This is a genomic window from Vibrio quintilis (assembly GCF_024529975.1).
In the GTDB taxonomy this organism is placed as follows: domain Bacteria; phylum Pseudomonadota; class Gammaproteobacteria; order Enterobacterales; family Vibrionaceae; genus Vibrio; species Vibrio quintilis.
Map to the genome: position 1 here is coordinate 3,665,018 of NZ_AP024897.1, position 18,307 is coordinate 3,683,324.

Genomic DNA, 18,307 nt, shown 5'->3' on the forward strand with positions numbered 1-18,307 from the left:
ACATTGAAGACCCAACCCTCACGGGCGGGGTAATGTCTTATAATCCGGAAGCTCCCTTTCAGGCTGAAAATAATCGGTGATGGCTGCGGTGGCTTCTGTATAAAACTCACAAGGTACAAATATCTGCTGCAACCGGCAGCTCTCCGGATGATAAAAGCTCAATTCCGCAGCATGGAGCTGTAATCTGGAAGAGAACTGTTGAGCGGCTTCGTGGGCATAAAATTCATCACCAACGATAGGATGGTCAATCGCCTGTAAATGAACTCTGAGCTGATGCGAACGCCCGGTCACAGGGAACAATCGTACCACCGTGGTCTGAGCTTCCCGCTTTACGACCTGATAGATGGTTTTTGAAGGTTTGCCATGCTCATAACAGACTTTTTGCCGCGGCCGGTTTGGCCAGTCACAGATCAGCGGCAAATCGACATCTCCTTCATCTTCTGTCACATGTCCCCAAACCCGGGCATAGTAAACTTTATGCGTCAACCGGTACTGAAACTGCTTTTTCAGAGCACTTTCTGCCAGCTTATTTTTAGCAAACACCATCAGCCCGGAAGTCGACATATCCAGACGGTGAACCGCCTGAATCTCCGGATATGTTTCGGTCAGGCGACTCCACATACTGTCATAATGCTGTGGCTCTTTACCGGGAACCGACAGCAAACCGGGCGGTTTATTGACAGCCAGGAGGTGTTCATCTTCATATACAATCTCTGTCCATGGATCGGTTGGTGGTGCATAGGATGTCATCGCCATTTGGGTCTCTCCGGTAAAAACCGTTGCATTATACCCCAAACGTCTCCGTGAATGACTTCTCATCCCGGTTTCTCTGCAAATATTCATCCATCCGGACAGCCGGAAAATAGCGGGGATCCGTTGATCCGGGTATCAACAGTCAAGATTTTTCATTGTGATCGTAAATATTATTTGACAGCTCATTCAAATGTGATATTGATGATAAGATTGACAAAAGCCCATTCATAGAATGGCGAATGAAATATAAAGTTCTTAAGCACCATTATAAAAAACCATAAAAATAAGTTCTGAACGAGTGTCACAGGCACCGGGAACTTCACAAACACAACATCACAACACAACTCTTTTGAATAATAAGGAACAAGAATGGAAAACACGGTTTCCTATCCCTCTGATCAGGGGACGCCACTTTCCAGGCTCATGAAATCTCTCGGGCCGGGCATCATGATGGCTGCTGCCGCAGTCGGAGGTTCACATCTGGTTGCTTCAACCAAAGCTGGTGCAATTTATGGCTGGCAACTCGCAGTACTGATTCTGCTCGTCAATCTGTTTAAATACCCTTTTTTCAGAGCTGGGATTCAGTACACCATGGGTACCGGAGAATGTCTGGTTCACGGTTATGCCCGTTTAGGCCGGTTTTATCTATGGGTGTTCATGATACTGACCGTGGTTTCAAGTGTGATTAATACTGCTGCACTCACCCTGTTCAGCGCCAGTCTGCTGGGCTATTTCATCCCCTTCGATCTATCCGGCACAATCCTGTCTGTGATTGTGGTTGTAACTTGCCTGGTGATCTTACTTGCCGGTCATTACAAGGCATTGGATACCATGTCAAAGATGATTATGACCGTGTTGACCATTGCCACCCTGATGGCAGTGATTATTGCCTTCGGCCACCCGGCTGAAACTGTATCACAAGCGCCAGCCCCTTCACCGTGGACACTGGCAGCCATCGGTTTCCTTGTCGTCACCATGGGCTGGATGCCTGCGCCTATTGAAATCTCAAGCATTACATCCGTCTGGCTGAAGAACCAGTGCCAGCGACAGGCTGTCACCCCAAAATCAGCACTGTTTGATTTTAATGTCGGCTACATTGGCACAGCCATTCTGGCAATCGTCTTTCTGGCTCTGGGTGCGCTGTTACTCAACGGAACAGGGGTTGAGTTATCCAAATCAGGCATTGGATTTACCCATCAACTGGTTGGTATGTATGCCGCAACGATAGGTGAATGGTCAAGATACCTGATCGCTATTGTCGCGTTCTTCTGTATTTTTGGCAGTACAATCACTGTGATTGATGGTTATTCACGCGTCATTGCAGAATCTCACCATTTAATCAAACAGCAACAGCGCTCCGAAGCTGAAAAAAAACAAAATCACATTGTCTGGATGCTGATCGTTTCTGCCTGTGCCTTGGGCATTTTATTCTTTGCTAAATCAGCATTAATCCCAATGCTGAACTTTGCAATGATCATGGCATTTATTACGACACCTTTCTTTGCACTGCTGAATTATATTCTTGTCACAAAAACACCATTGCCGGAACAGCTGGCTGTCGGACCCAAATTAAAATATCTGTCAATTGCAGGTCTTATCTATTTATTTGGATTTTTAGGTGTATTTATCTGGTGGAAATTATTTTTATAAAAAATTGTTCTTATAAGTAATTATTCTAAATATAATCCATGCTATTACCTCTCAGGCCAGATAACGATCCTGGCCTTTTTCAATCAAATAAAAACAATGAGTTATGCCAGATTTCTTATAGGGCACCGATCTTTTTTTATATCAAAAAATCGCACACTCAGTAAATAATATATTTATTAGTAATAAAATTGTATTTATTCCTTCATCCATTGATTTTACCAATTAAATGTATAGACAAATCTGATTTATAAACGCTGGATTTTTCCATGTAGAACATTTAGATTGACCCTATGAATAAAGTGGTTACCTGGCAGTTATTTTTCATCTCAGATATAAATAATCGCCTGCTGTATATATCCAAAGTCGTCATAAATTGAATAAGAATAAATAATTCAACAGGAGAATCTTAGCGATGGCCTACTCAACAACGAACCCTTATACCGGCGAACTGATTCAAACCTACCCAAACGCAACAAATGAAGAAGTCGGACAAGCGATTACTCAGGCGCACAACGCGTTTTTAAACTGGCGGGAAACCAGTTTTGAATTCAGAGCATCTGTTTTGCAGAAAGCCGCTGATCTACTGAGACAGAATAAAAGAAAATATGCAGAAGTTCTCACGCTGGAGATGGGCAAACTGATTGCAGAAGCGGAAGCAGAAGTCGAAATTTCAGCTCAGATCATGGAATATTATGTCAAACATGCAGAAGCATTACTGGCTCCCAAAATCATTGAATCTGAAGACCCGGCAGTCAAATCAGCCTCTATCGTCAACGAACCGCTTGGCGTATTACTGGCGATTGAACCATGGAATTTCCCTTACTACCAAATTGCCCGGATTCTGGCACCACAGCTTTCTGCCGGAAATACCCTGCTGCTGAAACACGCATCGAACGTACCACAGTGTGCAGCAACGTTTGAGGCATTGATGCAGGAAGCCGGTCTGCCGCAGGGCGTATTTAAGAACCTCTACGCCACCCGTGATCAGGTTGAAATGATTATCAATGACCGCCGGGTCCATGGTGTCGCGCTGACCGGCTCTGAAGGAGCCGGGGCAATTGTTGCTTCCCAGGCTGGCCGGGCTATGAAGAAATCAACGCTGGAACTTGGTGGCGCCGATGCATTTGTGGTCCTGAAAGATGCAGAACTGGAGAAAACGGTTAAATGGGCTGTCTTCGGTCGTCACTGGAATGCTGGACAGGTCTGTGTTTCATCCAAACGCATGATTATCGCCGACGAAATCTACGATGACTTCCTCAAGCTTTACACGCAAGGCGTTGCTGATCTGAGAGTTGGCGATCCTATGTCACCGGATACAACACTCGCACCGCTTTCATCTCAGGGCGCAGCTGATGAAGTCAAAGAGAAGATCGAACAAGCCGTGGCTTACGGTGCAACTGCAGTTCAGGTGGGTCCGAAAGTACCGGAGCAAGGTGCGTTTGTTCAGCCAACAATCCTGACCAATCTCACTCCGGATAATCCGGCTTATTACTGGGAATTCTTTGGTCCGGTTTCAATGATTTTCCGGGCGAAAGATGAAGATGATGCGGTACGCATCGCCAATGATTCACCATTCGGCCTTGGTGGCTCAGTGTTCGGAAAAAATGAAGCCCATGCAGAAAAAGTGGCACACCGGATTTCAACCGGCATGGTGTATGTCAATCATCCGACAGCGGTGAAAGCAGATTTACCATTCGGGGGCATCAAACACTCCGGTTACGGACGTGAACTGCTGGACCTCGGCTTAAAAGAGTTCGTTAACCATAAGCTCGTTGCAGTGACTGATATTGACGGGAATTTCTGATTCACTCTGTCATCAGAGGCATGGGTGACATTCAGTCACCCGGATGAAATTAATAAAAAAATGCCCGGCACAAAACCGGGCATCCTGACATTCAAAAACCAAATCAGCCGTTATGTGACACCATAATCAACCGCAATGAATCCAGCTGATACTGTGCCCGCTGAATATAAGTAGTCAGCTCCGAGATCTGCGTTTCCAGCAGCGTAATTTCATCCTCCCGGATATTCGGGTTCACCGCTTTCAGTGCCAGCAGCCGTTCCAGCTCTTCATTCAGCACGGTTTCCATCTCTTTCTGTGCTTCCTGACGCACCAGATCAACCCGCGCTTCAATCATTGTTTCACTGGTTTCAATTAACTGATGCACTTCATTTTGCACCGACGTCACCAGCTTATTGGCAATGTGACGATTCACCGGACTCAGCTGCCGGTTGAAGCCTTCAAACTCAACCTGACCTGACAAATCATTGCCGCGCGCATCCAGCATCAGACGAATCGGCGTTTTCGGTAAGAAACGGCTGATACCGCTTTTCTTCGGTGCCTGCGCATCCACCACATAAATCAGTTCGAGTAATACCGTTCCGACAGGCAGCGCTTTGTTCTTGAGCAGAGACACAGCAGAGGTTCCGACACCCTCACTGAAAATCAAATCAATACCGCCCTGAATCATCGGATGTTCCCAGGTGATAAAATGAATATCTTCACGGGATAAAGCAACGTCACGCTCAAATGTCACGGTTGCCCCATCACTGGGTAAACCGGGATAACTTGGCACCAGCATATGCTCAGAAGGGGTAATGACGAGTGAATTCTCACCACAATCATCCTGATTCAGGCCAATCGTATCAAACAGCCCAAAAGAGAAGGTAATCAATTCGCTGTCACCGTCTTTGGCAGAAATCTTCTCAACGATTTTCTGCGCTTTATCACCGCCATGAGAATGCATTTCCAGAAGCCGGTCACGCCCGTGCTCAAGTTCCTTTTTCAGTTCCTGATTCAGATGACGGGTTTCTGAAATTAACTCTTCCAACGCAGAAGCGTCTCCGGAAATCAGCTGTTCCTTTACAGCACCGGCAAAGCGTTCAAACACCGCGGTCCCCGTCGGACAGGTTTCAATAAAAGCATTCAGCCCTTCGTGGAACCACTGAGCCAGTGTTTCCTGTGCCGTTCCTTCAAGATAAGGCACATGAATATCAATATCGTTTTTCTGGCCAATCCGGTCTAAACGGCCAATCCGTTGCTCCAGCAGATCCGGATTCATCGGCAGATCAAACATCACCAACTGGCTGGCAAACTGGAAATTCCGCCCTTCCGAGCCAATCTCACTACAAATCAGCACCTGAGCGCCGCCTTCTTCCTGCGCAAAATAAGCGGATGCTTTATCTCTTTCAAGAATTGACATGCCTTCATGGAAAACCGTCGCACGGATACCTTCCCGCTCGCGCAGTGCCTGCTCCAGATCCAGTGCTGTTGCAGCTCTGGAGGCAATCACCAGAATTTTTTCTGAACGTTTGGTTTTTGCTTTTTCTATCAGCCAGTCAACCCGGGGGTCAAGCTCCCACCACATTTGCAGAATCCCCTGAAAAATACTTTCAGGATAAAGCCGGGTATGCAACACCCGTTTTTCAGATTGAACATCCGGCTCCGGGTACTTTATTTTCTGATAAGCATCCGGCAATGCCTGTGGCTCCAGGTGAACCCGACGTTGCGGGAAGCCCTGAATCGATGCTCTGGTATTCCGGAACAGCACCCGGCCGGTTCCGTGACGGTCCATCAGATTATTCATCAATTCTCTGCGGGCGCTCTCTTTTTCATCTTCTCCGGCATTACTGTCGATTATTCTGAATAACGGCTCAACATCCTGCTCAGAAAGCAGCTCAACAATATGATTTTTGGCCTCATCAGACAGTGGTTTGGCTTCAGATAGTGCAGACACCGCCTCAGCTACCGGGATGTACTGCTCTTCTTCCCGGATAAATGCATCAAAGTCATAAAAGCGATCCGGATCAAGCAGTCTCAAGCGGGCAAAGTGACTCTCACGCCCCAGTTGTTCAGGCGTTGCGGTCAGCAATAAAACGCCGGAAATCTGTTTCGCCAGCGCTTCAATCATTAAATATTCAGGGCTTGGGTTATCAATCTGCCATTCAAGATGATGGGCTTCATCGACCACCAGCAAATCCCAGTGAACTGCTAACGCCTGTTGATGGCGCCTTTCATAACGGCGGAAGAAATCCAGAGAACAAAGAATGTATTGCTGGGAATCGAAAGGATTCGGACTATCCAGCTCAGATTCAACACAGCGTTCTTCATCAAAAATTGAGAAATGCAGATTGAAGCGCCGCATCATTTCAACCAGCCACTGATACTGAAGCGTTTCCGGTACAACGATCAAGACTCTTTCAGCACGCCCCAGCAGAACCTGCTGATGGATGATCATACCGGCTTCAATGGTTTTACCTAAGCCGACTTCGTCCGCTAAAAGTACCCGGGGCGCATGACGCCGGCCAACTTCCTGTGCAATATAAAGCTGATGAGGAATCAGGCCAACCCGCCCGCCACACAGGCCACGCATCGGACTTTTGCTTTGCTGATACTGGTTTTGCAGCGCATGGTAACGCAGGACAAAGTTATCCATCCGGTCAACCTGACCGGCAAACAGCTTATCCTGAGGTTTATTAAAACGAATCTGATGGCTGAGAAATACTTCCCGCAGTTCGATCTGCGCTTGTGTATCCTGACGAATCCCGACATACGTCAAAATCCCGTCATTTTCATTCACCTGCTCGATCAGCAGTGACCATCCTTCCTGACTATCAACGATATCTCCCGAATGAAAAATCACCCGGGTAACTGGCGCATCATGACGTGCATAAACCCGGTTTTCTTCTGATGCGGCAAACATCAGCGTCACGGTTCTTTCTTCTAATCCAACAACCGTACCTAATCCTAAGTCACTCTCTGTATCACTAATCCAACGCTGCCCTAACGCAAAAGTCATGAATTGAACACCTCACCTAATACCTGATTGCCAGACCCCAGTGAACTTCGCAGGCCATTCTGCCAAGTCACTTCATTATGATGGTTATTTCTGCAGGATGCAGAAAAATGGCGCTCATCTTACTTGATGGCGTGAGACAGGTCACGTGAATCTGCTGAAAGGAAGTGAATATTTTAAAAAGACACAAAAGTGTAAAAAAAGAATGGCATTTGTAATAAACAGTAACCGTGTTTGAACAGAACAGGCGCTTGCGATTATACTTATTTTATCATTCAGATAATGTATATCGGGTACACCAGGTTTTTCAGATACACAAGTAGCATTTAAACCGGCATAAATCATGCTTTGTTTTAAATTGATTGTTATTGATTGAGTAAAAAATGGGTTTGCAGTACGTCATAAAGGCTATGGGTCAAACCGATTGTTCATCATGACCTGATGACACTGCAGACAAGCTTCCTCTTCTTATCATGCCGTGTAACGGCAAGGAGACGCTTATGGGCGATACCGAACGGAAACTGTTTGTCCTTGATACCAATATCCTGCTTCACGAGCCCCTGGCTATCTATTCCTTCCAAGAACATGATGTGGTCATCCCAATGACCGTCCTCGAAGAACTCGACAAAATCAAAGACAGTAAACGCGATGTTGCCAGAGATGCTCGGGTGGCAATCCGGGCACTTGAAAGCATTTTTCATGATGCCACCCCCGATGAAATTTCAGAAGGCATTCCGATTTCAGGCACCGGAAGTCACTCAGGTACGATTTCTATCCTGGCCGACTTTGAACTTCAGGAAACCGTTAAAGCCTTTGCCGATAAAGCCGGTGATAACCGTATCCTGAATGCCGTACTTTACATCCAGAATAAAAGAGCTCCCCGGCCGGTCGTTCTGGTGACCAAAGATATCAACATGCGGCTGCGGGCCAAAGGTGCTGGTGTGCTTCATGTGGAAGATTACCGGACCGATCAGCTGATTGATGATATTCAGTATCTGACCAAAGGATTTCAGAAGTGCGCCGGTAAATTCTGGGATTTAGTCTCAGAAGTTGAGAGCTATAACCTGGATGGCACGACCTACCATACACTCGACAAAGAACCTTTAGAACCAACCTTTATTAATCAATTCCTTATTGATGAAGACAGTGATTTTGTTGCACAGGTTCACAATATTGAAGGAGAAAAACTCACTCTGAAAGATATGAGCAGGGAGCGGATGATGCACCGGAAAGCCTGGGACATTACGCCGAAAAATGTCTATCAGGCGATGGCAATGGATGCCTTACTCGACCCGGAAATAGACCTTGTGATTCTGACCGGTGCTGCCGGTAGCGGAAAGACCTTGCTGACTCTGGCGGCCGCGCTGGAACAAACCATAGAAAAAGGGATGTTTGATAAAATCATCGTGACCCGGAATACGCCGGATATCGGAGAATCCATTGGTTACCTGCCTGGCTCTGAAGAAGAAAAAATGATGCCATGGCTGGCCGCAGTCACTGATACGCTGGAAGCTCTGCACAAGCATGATCACTGCACGGAAGGTTCACTCAAATACATCTGTGATAAAGCGAATATTCAGTTTAAATCCATCAACTTTATGCGGGGACGTTCGATTCAGAATGCATTTGTCCTGCTGGATGAATGTCAGAATCTAACAGCATCACAAATCAAAACCATCATTACCCGTTGTGGCGAAGGTACCAAAATCGTCTGTTCAGGTAATCTGGCTCAGATCGATTCACATTATCTGACACCAGTCACTTCCGGGCTGACTTATATGGTCGAGCAGTTTAAAAACTTCTCCGCCAGTGCCAATATTCACCTGAATGGCGTGGTCAGAAGTCGCCTTGCCAAATTTGCCGAAGAGAATTTATAGTCACAATTAAAGAAAAAATATGTAGAAAAGCGCCTCTTAATGAAATAATTATTCACAAGAGGCGCTTTTTTATGTTTTACTAGCCACATTAGATATGATCATTTATCAGGACCATGATATGGCGTTTAATTTACGTAATCGTAACTTTCTCAAATTACTGGATTTCACACCTGTTGAGATCCGGTTTTTACTTGATCTGGCTGCCGGATTAAAAAATGCAAAATATACGGGAACAGAGCAGAAAAAACTCTCCGGGAAAAATATTGCGCTGATTTTTGAAAAATCATCAACCCGGACACGCTGTGCCTTTGAAGTTGCCGCATTTGATCAGGGAGCACAGGTTTCTTATATCGGCCCTTCAGGCTCACAGATTGGCCATAAAGAGTCGATGAAAGACACCGCCAGAGTACTCGGACGCATGTATGACGGTATTCAGTATCGTGGTTACGGACAGAGTATTGTCGAAGAACTTGGTGCCTATGCCGGTGTCCCGGTCTGGAATGGCTTAACGGATGAGTTTCACCCAACCCAGATTCTGGCGGACTTCTTAACCATGCAGGAACATGGTCAGGGCAAAAAGCTGAATGAAATCTCTTTCGCCTATCTTGGCGACGCCCGGAATAATATGGGGAATTCACTGATGGTTGGCGCCGCAAAAATGGGCATGGACATCCGGCTTGTCGCCCCCAAAGCATTCTGGCCTGAAGATGAACTGGTTCAACAGTGTCGCGACATTGCAGAATCAACCGGAGGCACCATTACTCTGACGGAAGATGTGGATGCCGGGGTGAAAGGATGCGACTTCCTGTATACCGATGTCTGGGTTTCCATGGGTGAGTCAGCTGAAGCCTGGGATGAACGGGTTGCCGTGATGAAACCTTATCAGGTCACTATGGATATGCTGAAAAAAACCGGTAATCCGCATGTAAAATTTATGCACTGTCTGCCAGCATTCCATAATGATGAAACAACCGTCGGTAAAGAAGTCGCTGAAAAATACGGCATGAATGGTCTGGAAGTCACCGAAGAAGTTTTTGAATCAGAACATTCCGTTGTGTTTGATGAGGCAGAAAATCGGATGCATACAATCAAAGCCGTCATGGTTGCGACACTCGGCGCCTGACAAATCAGCATCATTATCCCCCGGGATGAAATGGCACAGACGCTCATGTGCCATTTCATCCCACATGCCTGAATAATTATCCTGAACGCCCGATATCTCCTGAAATATAGCCAGGGAAAAGTATGATGTAATCGCTTGCACTTCAAAAAGTAAAGCGTATAATCGCCGGCAATTTGTCTGGGAGATAGTTATGTTTAGCGATATTGATCGTGTTTTTCAATATACACCGGGTAAGCCAGCTTGCTTACCGGGCATGACTTTTTCCTTTTCATCAATTATTCAGGGCCTCCCGATTCGGGGGGCTTTTTTTTATCTGTCAGAATGTGTGTACCCCAAATAGTCAACGCGGATATCTGTGATATTGCAGCCTCGTCTATCAAAGGTAACAGGGAGGATGATCATGACCAATACGCTTTATAAAAAGCATATCATCTCAATTCCGGAACTTTCCCGGGAAGAACTGGAGTTAATCGTTCAGCAAGCAGCTCGCCTGAAAGCAGAGCCCGCTCCTGAGTTGATAAAGGGAAAAGTTGTCGCAAGCTGTTTTTTTGAACCGTCAACCCGGACCCGGCTTTCTTTTGAAACGGCCATTCAGAGAGTGGGCGGCAGCGTGATCGGGTTTGATAATGGCGGCAACACTTCTCTGGCCAAGAAGGGAGAAACTTTATCTGACTCGGTTCAGGTGATTTCATCCTATGTGGATGCTTTTGTGATGCGCCACCCTCAGGAAGGTGCAGCCCGCCTGGCTTCCGAGTTTTCTAATGGTGTGCCGGTCATCAATGCCGGAGATGGTGCCAATCAGCATCCAACACAAACACTGCTGGATTTATTTACCATTTCAGAAACGCAAAGCCAGCTGGATAACCTGAACATAGCCTTTGTTGGTGACCTCAAATACGGGCGCACTGTTCACTCTTTAACTCAGGCTCTGGCCAAATTCAAAAACAATCGTTTTTTCTTTATTGCCCCCGATGCGTTAGCGATGCCTGAATATATTCTGGAAGAGCTCGACGATGCCGGCATCCCTTTCAGCCTGCATACAGATATGGAAGAAGTTATTCCTCAGGTTGATATTCTGTATATGACCCGGGTTCAGAAAGAACGCTTTGATGAGTCGGAATATGCACATATCCGTTCTGCGTTCATCTTAACGGCTGCGCATCTGAAACATGCCCGCTCAAATATGAAAATATTACACCCTCTGCCCCGGGTGGATGAAATTACGACAGATGTCGATAAAACACCTCATGCTTACTTCTTCCAGCAGGCTGAAAACGGCGTGTATGCAAGAGAAGCACTGCTTTCATTAGTATTGAATGACACTCTGTAACTGAGGAGGATATATCATGGTAAAAGAGACACAATTGCAGGTAGAAGCCATCAAAAACGGAACCGTAATTGACCATATTCCGGCACAGATGGGTATCAAAGTTCTGAAGTTATTTGAAATGCATCATTCAGAGCAAAAAGTAACCATTGGCCTGAACCTTCCTTCCTCTGCTTTAGGCGCCAAAGATTTGCTCAAAATTGAAAACACATTTATTACCGAAGCTCAGGCCAGAAAGCTGGCACTTTACGCCCCTCACGCAACTGTAAACCGTATTGAGGATTATGAAGTGGTAAAGAAACTCGCACTGGCGCTGCCGGAAAAAGTCAACAATGTGTTCAGTTGCCCAAACTCTAACTGTATTTCCCATGATGAGCCGGTTGAAAGCAGTTTTAATATTACGAACAAAAATGGTGAAGTCAGACTCAAATGCAAATACTGTGAAAAGGTATTTTCAAGAGAGATATTGACTGAAAGATTATAATCCACACCGAATCAGGGCAATCCCGCACCAAAGCATGGATTGTCCTTTACCTTACCGGGCATTCAGGGCAAACTGATACGATAATGTAAAATGAAAGATGGATAGATAAAAATGACAAAAGTTCTTCATACTGAATCCGCCCCTGCGGCAATCGGTCCTTATGTTCAGGGCGTTGACTTAGGTAACATGGTGATGACTTCAGGACAAATCCCTGTGAATCCGGCTACCGGAGAAATTCCGGCAGAAATTACGGCTCAGGCTCGCCAGTCATTAGAAAACGTCAAAGCCATTATCGAATCTTCCGGGTTAAAGGTTTCAGATATCATCAAAATGACTGTCTTCGTGAAAGACCTGAATGATTTTGGGACAGTGAATGAAGTCTATGGCAAATTCTTCGACGAGCACGATGTCGCTCATTACCCTGCACGCTCTTGCGTTGAAGTGGCAAGATTACCGAAAGATGTCGGTATCGAAATTGAGGCCATTGCAGTTCGTCAATAATCGAATGTGCTCTGATGTTTTGAGACGGCAGGTGACACCAATATTACCTGCCGTTTTTTATGTTTGTAAAAACTCAACAATTGCTTTTCACCTGCCCGTGATTCAGTTTTTCCACTTCTGAATCAAGCGCTTCCAGCTTGTCTTTCATGAGCTGCTGGCAATGCTGCGCCAACTGACGAACATTTTCTCTGCTATATGACTCAGTTGAAACCGGCTTCATTATTTCTACAATGACATGCCCGTTATTCCAGCGATTCAGTTTTAAATGCCCCGTTGAACTGCATACAATCGGCACGATTGGCACGCCAGCCCCGATTGCCGCATGGAAAGCCCCTGTTTTAAAAGGTAGCATTCCCCGACCTCTTGAGCGTGTACCTTCAGGAAACATCCAAATGGACACATCTGTCTTTTTCAATGAATCAATGACCTGATCAATGGTACCTTTTGCTTTTGTCCGGTTTGCCCGGTCAATCAGTATATTACCGGTTAGCCAGTACAGTTGTCCGAATAAAGGCAACCAGGCAAGGCTCTTCTTACCAACCGTCACAACTTTAGGCGTCACCGCTGAAGACACAGTAAACATATCCCAGTTACTCTGATGATTGGCAATATAAATATTCTGACTGGGTTCTTTCAGAAAATCTTCCGGTATTCTCAGTTCCAGCTGAATACCAAATATTCCGGACATCCGTGCGAAAAGACGCCCAAAAGTATAAACATGTTTCGGATTACGGGGGCTGAACAGCAAACAATAACCACATCCCAAAACAAACATCAAAGTCGCCAGAACAGCAACAATTACTACACGCACCAATGCAATCATTATTTCCCCCATAAAGTTTATCTGAACCTGTCTCTGATAAACTCACAACAATAAAAAAGCCGAAACCTGCGTTTCGGCTCTCAAGATATACTTTCATCAGCTCAGTATCAACAATTACCCGGCGACGCGCTCAATCTTAGCACCAAGAGCTGATAATTTATCTTCAATACGTTCATAGCCCCGATCAATATGGTAAATACGATCAACGATAGTTTCACCTTTTGCGATGCAGCCGGCAATCACCAGACTCGCTGAAGCTCTCAGATCCGTTGCCATGACCTGAGCACCACTCAGCACATCAACATCTCCACAGATAACCGTATTCCCTTCAATCTCAGCTCTTGCACCCATTCGCATTAATTCAGGTACATGCATGAAGCGGTTTTCAAATATAGTCTCGGTAATCACACCACTGCCTTTCGCTATCATATTCAACAACGTAAACTGTGCCTGCATATCAGTCGGAAACCCCGGATACGGCGCCGTCCTGACCGAGACAGCCCGTAAAGAACGACCGGTCATATCGAGAGAAATCCAGTCATCTCCGGTTTCAATGGCTGCTCCGGCTTCCTCCAGTTTAGCCAGAACGGATTCCAGCAAATGTGCACTTGTATTCCGGCAGATAATTTTCCCGCCTGAAACAGCAGCAGCAACAAGGAAGGTTCCGGTTTCAATCCGATCAGAAACCACACGGTGACGACCGCCCCCTAATCGTTCTACACCTTCAATCGTAATCGTGTCTGTACCAGCACCCGAAATTTTAGCGCCCAATGTATTAAGGAACATGGCGGTATCAATGATTTCCGGCTCACGGGCGGCGTTATCAAGAACAGTCGTTCCTTCAGCCAGCGTCGCAGCACACATCACAGTGATCGTTGCACCTACGCTGACTTTGCCCATAACGATATGGGCGCCTTTTAAACGGCCATCGACAGAAGCTTTGACATAACCATCTTCAAGTTTGATTTGAGCACCCAGTTGTTCCAGACCATGAATATGCAGATCAACCGGACGGGCACCGATCGCACATCCACCAGGCAGAGAAACCTGCCCATGACCAAAACGGGCAACAAGCGGCCCAAGCGCCCAGATAGAAGCCCGCATCGTTTTAACCAGCTCATAGGGTGCACAGTATTGATTAATCTGACCAGGATCGACATGAACTGAGCCATTGCGTTCCACTGTTGCACCCAGACACTCCAGTAAAGACATCGTCGTATCAATGTCACGTAAGTGAGGCACATTCGCGACTTCAACAGGTTCTTCCGCCAGGATTGAAGCAAATAATATCGGTAAAGCTGCATTTTTTGCACCGGATATCATGACCTCCCCCTGAAGCGGGGTGTCAGATCCGGTGACTCTGAATTTATCCATCACACTAAGATACCTTAAAGAGACATGAGTTTTCTGTCACGCTCCCATTCAGCCGGGGTATAAGCTTTAATTGAGATTGCATGAATATCATTATTTTGGATATATGACATTAACGGTGCATAGATGAACTGTTGTTTCTTAACCCGGTTCATATTTTCAAAACACGCATCAATTGCAATGACTTCAAACTGACTCCCTTCACCCTTAACATGAATCTCGTGAAGCTGGAGTGCTTCAGATAATATCTGTTCTACTTCTGCACTATCCACTGAATACCCCTGATTAATTTTTTATATGGTTCATTAAAAGCGAATCAACCCGACTTAACTGAAGCAAAGTAACGAGTTGCTCAGGTACAAAGCGTAGCATTATATGACAGTTTTGTTTTTTTGCATGCTCTATTAAGTGGATGAGAAAAACCATGCCGGCAGAATCAACACGTCCGACGTCTTTCAGCGAAAGTTCTATCTGATTTTCTTCAGGTACCCAGGATTCAGCATATGACCATAGTTCAGGAACCTGATCACGATCTAACACGCCCCGAAGGCAGATTTTCGCTGAATTTTCCTGGTGCCATTGAGATGGAATCATGACTTTTTCTCAAACTTGATCGGTTGCCCGGCAAGCTCTTTCAGCTCATTAGCAACAGAAAGAATTCCTTCACTGCGAATTTTCCCGCTCCACTCTGAGCGCTTACTCGATAATAAACTGATACCTTCTGCTATCAGATCATACGCCTGCCAGTTTCCTGATTTAAATTTTCTTAATTTAAATTCTAGTTTGATATTTGGATTTGGTGTATCAATGATGTCCAGATAAACCCGGGTAATTTTGTCTTTCGCGCCAATTTTTGGCGCAGGACCAAACTGAATCTTCTGATCCTGATACTGGGTTAAAACCTGAGCATAACTGGTCACCAGGTATCCGTGAAATGCATCAATAAATGTCATGACATCACTCTTTTTAGCCCCCTTCAGATTCGAGCCTAAAAGTTTCAGTGCTGCATACTTTGTATTGACGTAAGGCATCAGTTCTTTTTCTACAATCACTTTTAAATGATTCGGATCCTGATGAATTTGCGTCTGTTCAGCTTTCAGACGGGCAAAGGTTTGATTGGAAACATCTTTGATCATCTGATAAGGATGCGTCATATCCAATGCAGGCTGATTTTGAGCAAAACCTGCCGATGAAATAAACAATATCAACAACGGTAAAATATATCGACTCCACATTTGGCTTACTCCTTATCTTTCTCACCAGATGTATCTTTTTCATCATCCTTACCGCCAAGACGATAAAGAAACTGACCAATTAAATTTTCAAGAACTAACGCTGACTTTGTATCTTCAATCCGATCTCCGTCTGACAACATGTCTGTTTCATCTCCCCAAATAAACCCGGGAACCAGACCGATATATTGCTCTCCAATCAACCCGGCAGTTAAAATCTGTACACTCGAGTTATCCGGGAACTGGTTATACTGCGTTTCTATCACCAGGCTGACCAAAGGTCTTAGCGTGTCTTTATCCAGACCAATGTGGGTCACATGCCCGACAACAACGCCTCCGACTTTGACCGGAGAACGCACTTTTAAATTGCCGACATTATCAAACTCAGCCGTGAGCTGGTAAGTATCCTTGGTTCCGAAGCCTTTTACATCAGCAACCTGAAAAATCATGACCAAAATTGCGCAAATTCCGGCTAAAACAAAACTACCAACCCAAAATTCTATTTTACGTGTTTGTTGCATGTTTAATTCCCGAACATCAATGCAGTTAAAACAAAATCAAGTCCTAATACAGCCAGAGACGAATTGACCACCGTTTTTGTCGTCGCACGGCTGATCCCTTCTGATGTTGGCACTGCATCATAACCATTGAATAAAGCAATCCACATCACTGTAAAAGCAAAGATAATGCACTTAATCGCACTATTACCAATGTCCTGTCCCAGCTCAACAGAAGATTGCATTGCCGACCAAAAACTACCGTAATCGATCCCTTTCCAGTCGACACCAACCAGCTGTCCGCCCCAAATGCCGACAGCCATAAAAATCATTGCCAGTAAGGGCATCGAAATAACACCCGCCCAAAACCGGGGTGCGACGACCCGTTTCAACGGATCCACAGCCATCATTTCTAAACTGGACAATTGCTCCGTCGCTTTCATCAGGCCGATTTCTGCCGTCAGCGCTGACCCCGCCCGCCCGGCAAATAACAGCGCAGTCACAACCGGGCCTAATTCCCTTAATAAGGAAAGTGCGACTAACTGTCCCAGGCTGCCTTCAGCACCGTAGCCAACTAAAATCACATATCCCTGTAAGCTCAATACCATGCCTATGAACAGGCCGGATACGATAATAATAGCCATCGACAGCACACCGATGCTGTGTAATTGCTTAATCAGCAGCGGGAAATTTTTAACCGGCTGCGGACGGCTGACTAACGCACCGACAAGGACCAGAGACGCCCGTCCAAATACCTCGCATGTATTGAGAGTCCGCTGACCAATCTGAGAAATGTACTGAATAATATTAGCCAACATTAAATAAATCCTCTTCAAGAGATCTGGCCGGATAACGGAAAGGGACGGGCCCGTCCGCTTTACCCAGTAAAAATTGTTGCACTCTTGGATCTGAATTCTGCCTCAATGACTCTGTGGTTCCTTCCGCAATCACTTTTCCATCGGCTAAAAGATAAACCCAGTCAGCAATACTCATCACTTCCGGCACATCATGTGAAACCACAACCGATGTTAAGCCCAGTGCCTGATTGAGATTACTAATCAATTCAACCAAAACCCCCATCGTCATCGGATCCTGGCCAACAAACGGCTCATCATACATGATCAATTCCGGATCTAAAGCAATCGCTCTTGCCAGTGCAGCTCTGCGGGCCATACCTCCGGAGAGTTCACTGGGCATCAATTCTGCAGCCCCCCGTAATCCAACGGCTTCCAGCTTCAGCAACACCAGGGAACGAATCAAACTTTCGTTCAGTTGTGTATGTTCTCTCAACGGGAAGGCAACATTGTCAAAAACATTTAAATCTGTAAACAAAGCACCAGACTGAAACAACATACTCATTCGTTTTCGGGCCTGATAGAGTGTTTTACGGTTTAACGCAGGTATATCCACACCATCAAACCAGATTTCCCCGGATTCAGGTTGCAGCTGACCGCCAATCAGCCGGAGCAATGTGGTTTTCCCGATACCGGAAGGCCCCATGATTGCCGTCACCTTCCCTTTCGGAACCCGCAAAGTCACATCATCAAATATCTTTCTGCCGTTACGGGAAAAAGTCAGGTGGTTAATCGTTATTAAATCTGATTCAGACATAAGCGTCATAGCTCTTGCTATATAGTTGAATAACAAAAAGAGATCAATCATAAGCAGAATATCAGAAAATTAAAAGCAACGTTCAATTGAGTTACTTTTCTTTACAAATGTCCGATAACAACTGCTTCCCTAAAAAATCATCATGCGAATGATACAATAAGCATATAGTGCATCAACCGGGAATTCAGAATCTGTGGGCCATCATACTACACATCAACATGAGAGTAGATAAGATAAAAAACAGATAAATAAAACAGCACCG

At 45.6% G+C, this 18,307-nt stretch carries 17 protein-coding genes; 7 read left to right on the forward strand and 10 right to left on the reverse strand.

The genetic code is table 11. From position 1 onward, the window contains the following. Positions 1-18: 18 nt before the first annotated feature. Positions 19-756, reverse strand: coding sequence for an RluA family pseudouridine synthase (locus OC443_RS16690; RefSeq protein WP_073579794.1), 738 nt, complete (start codon positions 754-756; stop codon positions 19-21). A 366-nt stretch (positions 757-1,122) separates the two neighbouring features. On the opposite strand from OC443_RS16690, the gene OC443_RS16695 reads away from it, so the two are divergent. Beyond that, positions 1,123-2,403 (forward strand): NRAMP family divalent metal transporter, encoded by a 1,281-nt coding sequence (locus OC443_RS16695; RefSeq protein WP_073579793.1) that lies wholly within the window; start codon positions 1,123-1,125, stop codon positions 2,401-2,403. A 412-nt stretch (positions 2,404-2,815) separates the two neighbouring features. Then, positions 2,816-4,207, forward strand: a complete 1,392-nt coding sequence (locus OC443_RS16700) for an NAD-dependent succinate-semialdehyde dehydrogenase (RefSeq protein ID WP_073579792.1) — start codon at positions 2,816-2,818, stop codon at positions 4,205-4,207. A 103-nt stretch (positions 4,208-4,310) separates the two neighbouring features. On the opposite strand, the gene rapA is transcribed toward OC443_RS16700, so the two are convergent. After that, positions 4,311-7,202: an RNA polymerase-associated protein RapA gene (rapA, locus tag OC443_RS16705; protein WP_073579791.1), complete on the reverse strand. Its 2,892-nt coding sequence runs from the start codon at positions 7,200-7,202 to the stop codon at positions 4,311-4,313. 497 nt (positions 7,203-7,699) lie between these two features. On the opposite strand from rapA, the gene OC443_RS16710 reads away from it, so the two are divergent. The 5 genes from OC443_RS16710 to OC443_RS16730 all read left to right on the forward strand — a co-directional run bounded on the left by OC443_RS16710 (position 7,700) and on the right by OC443_RS16730 (position 12,511). After that, positions 7,700-9,076, forward strand: a complete 1,377-nt coding sequence (locus OC443_RS16710; protein WP_073579790.1) for a PhoH family protein — start codon at positions 7,700-7,702, stop codon at positions 9,074-9,076. 118 nt (positions 9,077-9,194) lie between these two features. Then, entirely contained in the window at positions 9,195-10,199 is a 1,005-nt protein-coding gene (locus OC443_RS16715) for an ornithine carbamoyltransferase (RefSeq protein ID WP_073579807.1), read from the forward strand. Between the two features lie 400 nt (positions 10,200-10,599). Then, positions 10,600-11,529: an aspartate carbamoyltransferase gene (pyrB, locus tag OC443_RS16720; protein ID WP_073579789.1), complete on the forward strand. Its 930-nt coding sequence runs from the start codon at positions 10,600-10,602 to the stop codon at positions 11,527-11,529. A gap of 16 nt (positions 11,530-11,545) precedes the next feature. Continuing rightward, positions 11,546-12,010, forward strand: coding sequence for an aspartate carbamoyltransferase regulatory subunit (gene pyrI, locus OC443_RS16725; protein ID WP_073579788.1), 465 nt, complete (start codon positions 11,546-11,548; stop codon positions 12,008-12,010). Positions 12,011-12,121: 111 nt separating this feature from the next. Beyond that, on the forward strand, positions 12,122-12,511 hold the full coding sequence (locus OC443_RS16730; protein ID WP_073579787.1) for a RidA family protein: 390 nt from the start codon (positions 12,122-12,124) through the stop codon (positions 12,509-12,511). A 73-nt stretch (positions 12,512-12,584) separates the two neighbouring features. On the opposite strand, the gene OC443_RS16735 is transcribed toward OC443_RS16730, so the two are convergent. From OC443_RS16735 to mlaF, 8 genes are all read right to left on the reverse strand, one after another. Then, positions 12,585-13,334, reverse strand: a complete 750-nt coding sequence (locus OC443_RS16735) for a 1-acylglycerol-3-phosphate O-acyltransferase (RefSeq protein ID WP_073579806.1) — start codon at positions 13,332-13,334, stop codon at positions 12,585-12,587. Between the two features lie 114 nt (positions 13,335-13,448). Further along, positions 13,449-14,708: a UDP-N-acetylglucosamine 1-carboxyvinyltransferase gene (murA, locus tag OC443_RS16740; protein WP_073579786.1), complete on the reverse strand. Its 1,260-nt coding sequence runs from the start codon at positions 14,706-14,708 to the stop codon at positions 13,449-13,451. Between the two features lie 14 nt (positions 14,709-14,722). Beyond that, positions 14,723-14,977: a BolA family iron metabolism protein IbaG gene (ibaG, locus tag OC443_RS16745; RefSeq protein WP_073579785.1), complete on the reverse strand. Its 255-nt coding sequence runs from the start codon at positions 14,975-14,977 to the stop codon at positions 14,723-14,725. 13 nt (positions 14,978-14,990) lie between these two features. After that, the gene (locus OC443_RS16750; protein ID WP_073579784.1) at positions 14,991-15,299 is read right to left on the reverse strand and encodes an STAS domain-containing protein; all 309 of its coding nucleotides are present in this window, start codon (positions 15,297-15,299) and stop codon (positions 14,991-14,993) included. Next, positions 15,296-15,940, reverse strand: a complete 645-nt coding sequence (locus OC443_RS16755) for an MlaC/ttg2D family ABC transporter substrate-binding protein (RefSeq protein ID WP_073579783.1) — start codon at positions 15,938-15,940, stop codon at positions 15,296-15,298. Before OC443_RS16755 ends, OC443_RS16750 begins: the two co-directional genes overlap by 4 nt. 5 nt (positions 15,941-15,945) lie before the next feature. Further along, entirely contained in the window at positions 15,946-16,458 is a 513-nt protein-coding gene (mlaD, locus tag OC443_RS16760; RefSeq protein ID WP_073579782.1) for an outer membrane lipid asymmetry maintenance protein MlaD, read from the reverse strand. 2 nt (positions 16,459-16,460) lie between these two features. Further along, positions 16,461-17,252 (reverse strand): lipid asymmetry maintenance ABC transporter permease subunit MlaE, encoded by a 792-nt coding sequence (gene mlaE / locus OC443_RS16765; protein ID WP_073579781.1) that lies wholly within the window; start codon positions 17,250-17,252, stop codon positions 16,461-16,463. Next, complete coding sequence (gene mlaF, locus OC443_RS16770; protein ID WP_073579805.1) at positions 17,242-18,045, reverse strand: phospholipid ABC transporter ATP-binding protein MlaF; 804 nt, start codon at positions 18,043-18,045, stop codon at positions 17,242-17,244. The genes mlaE and mlaF overlap by 11 nt, the downstream gene beginning before the upstream one ends. Between the last annotated feature and the right edge of the window lie 262 nt (positions 18,046-18,307).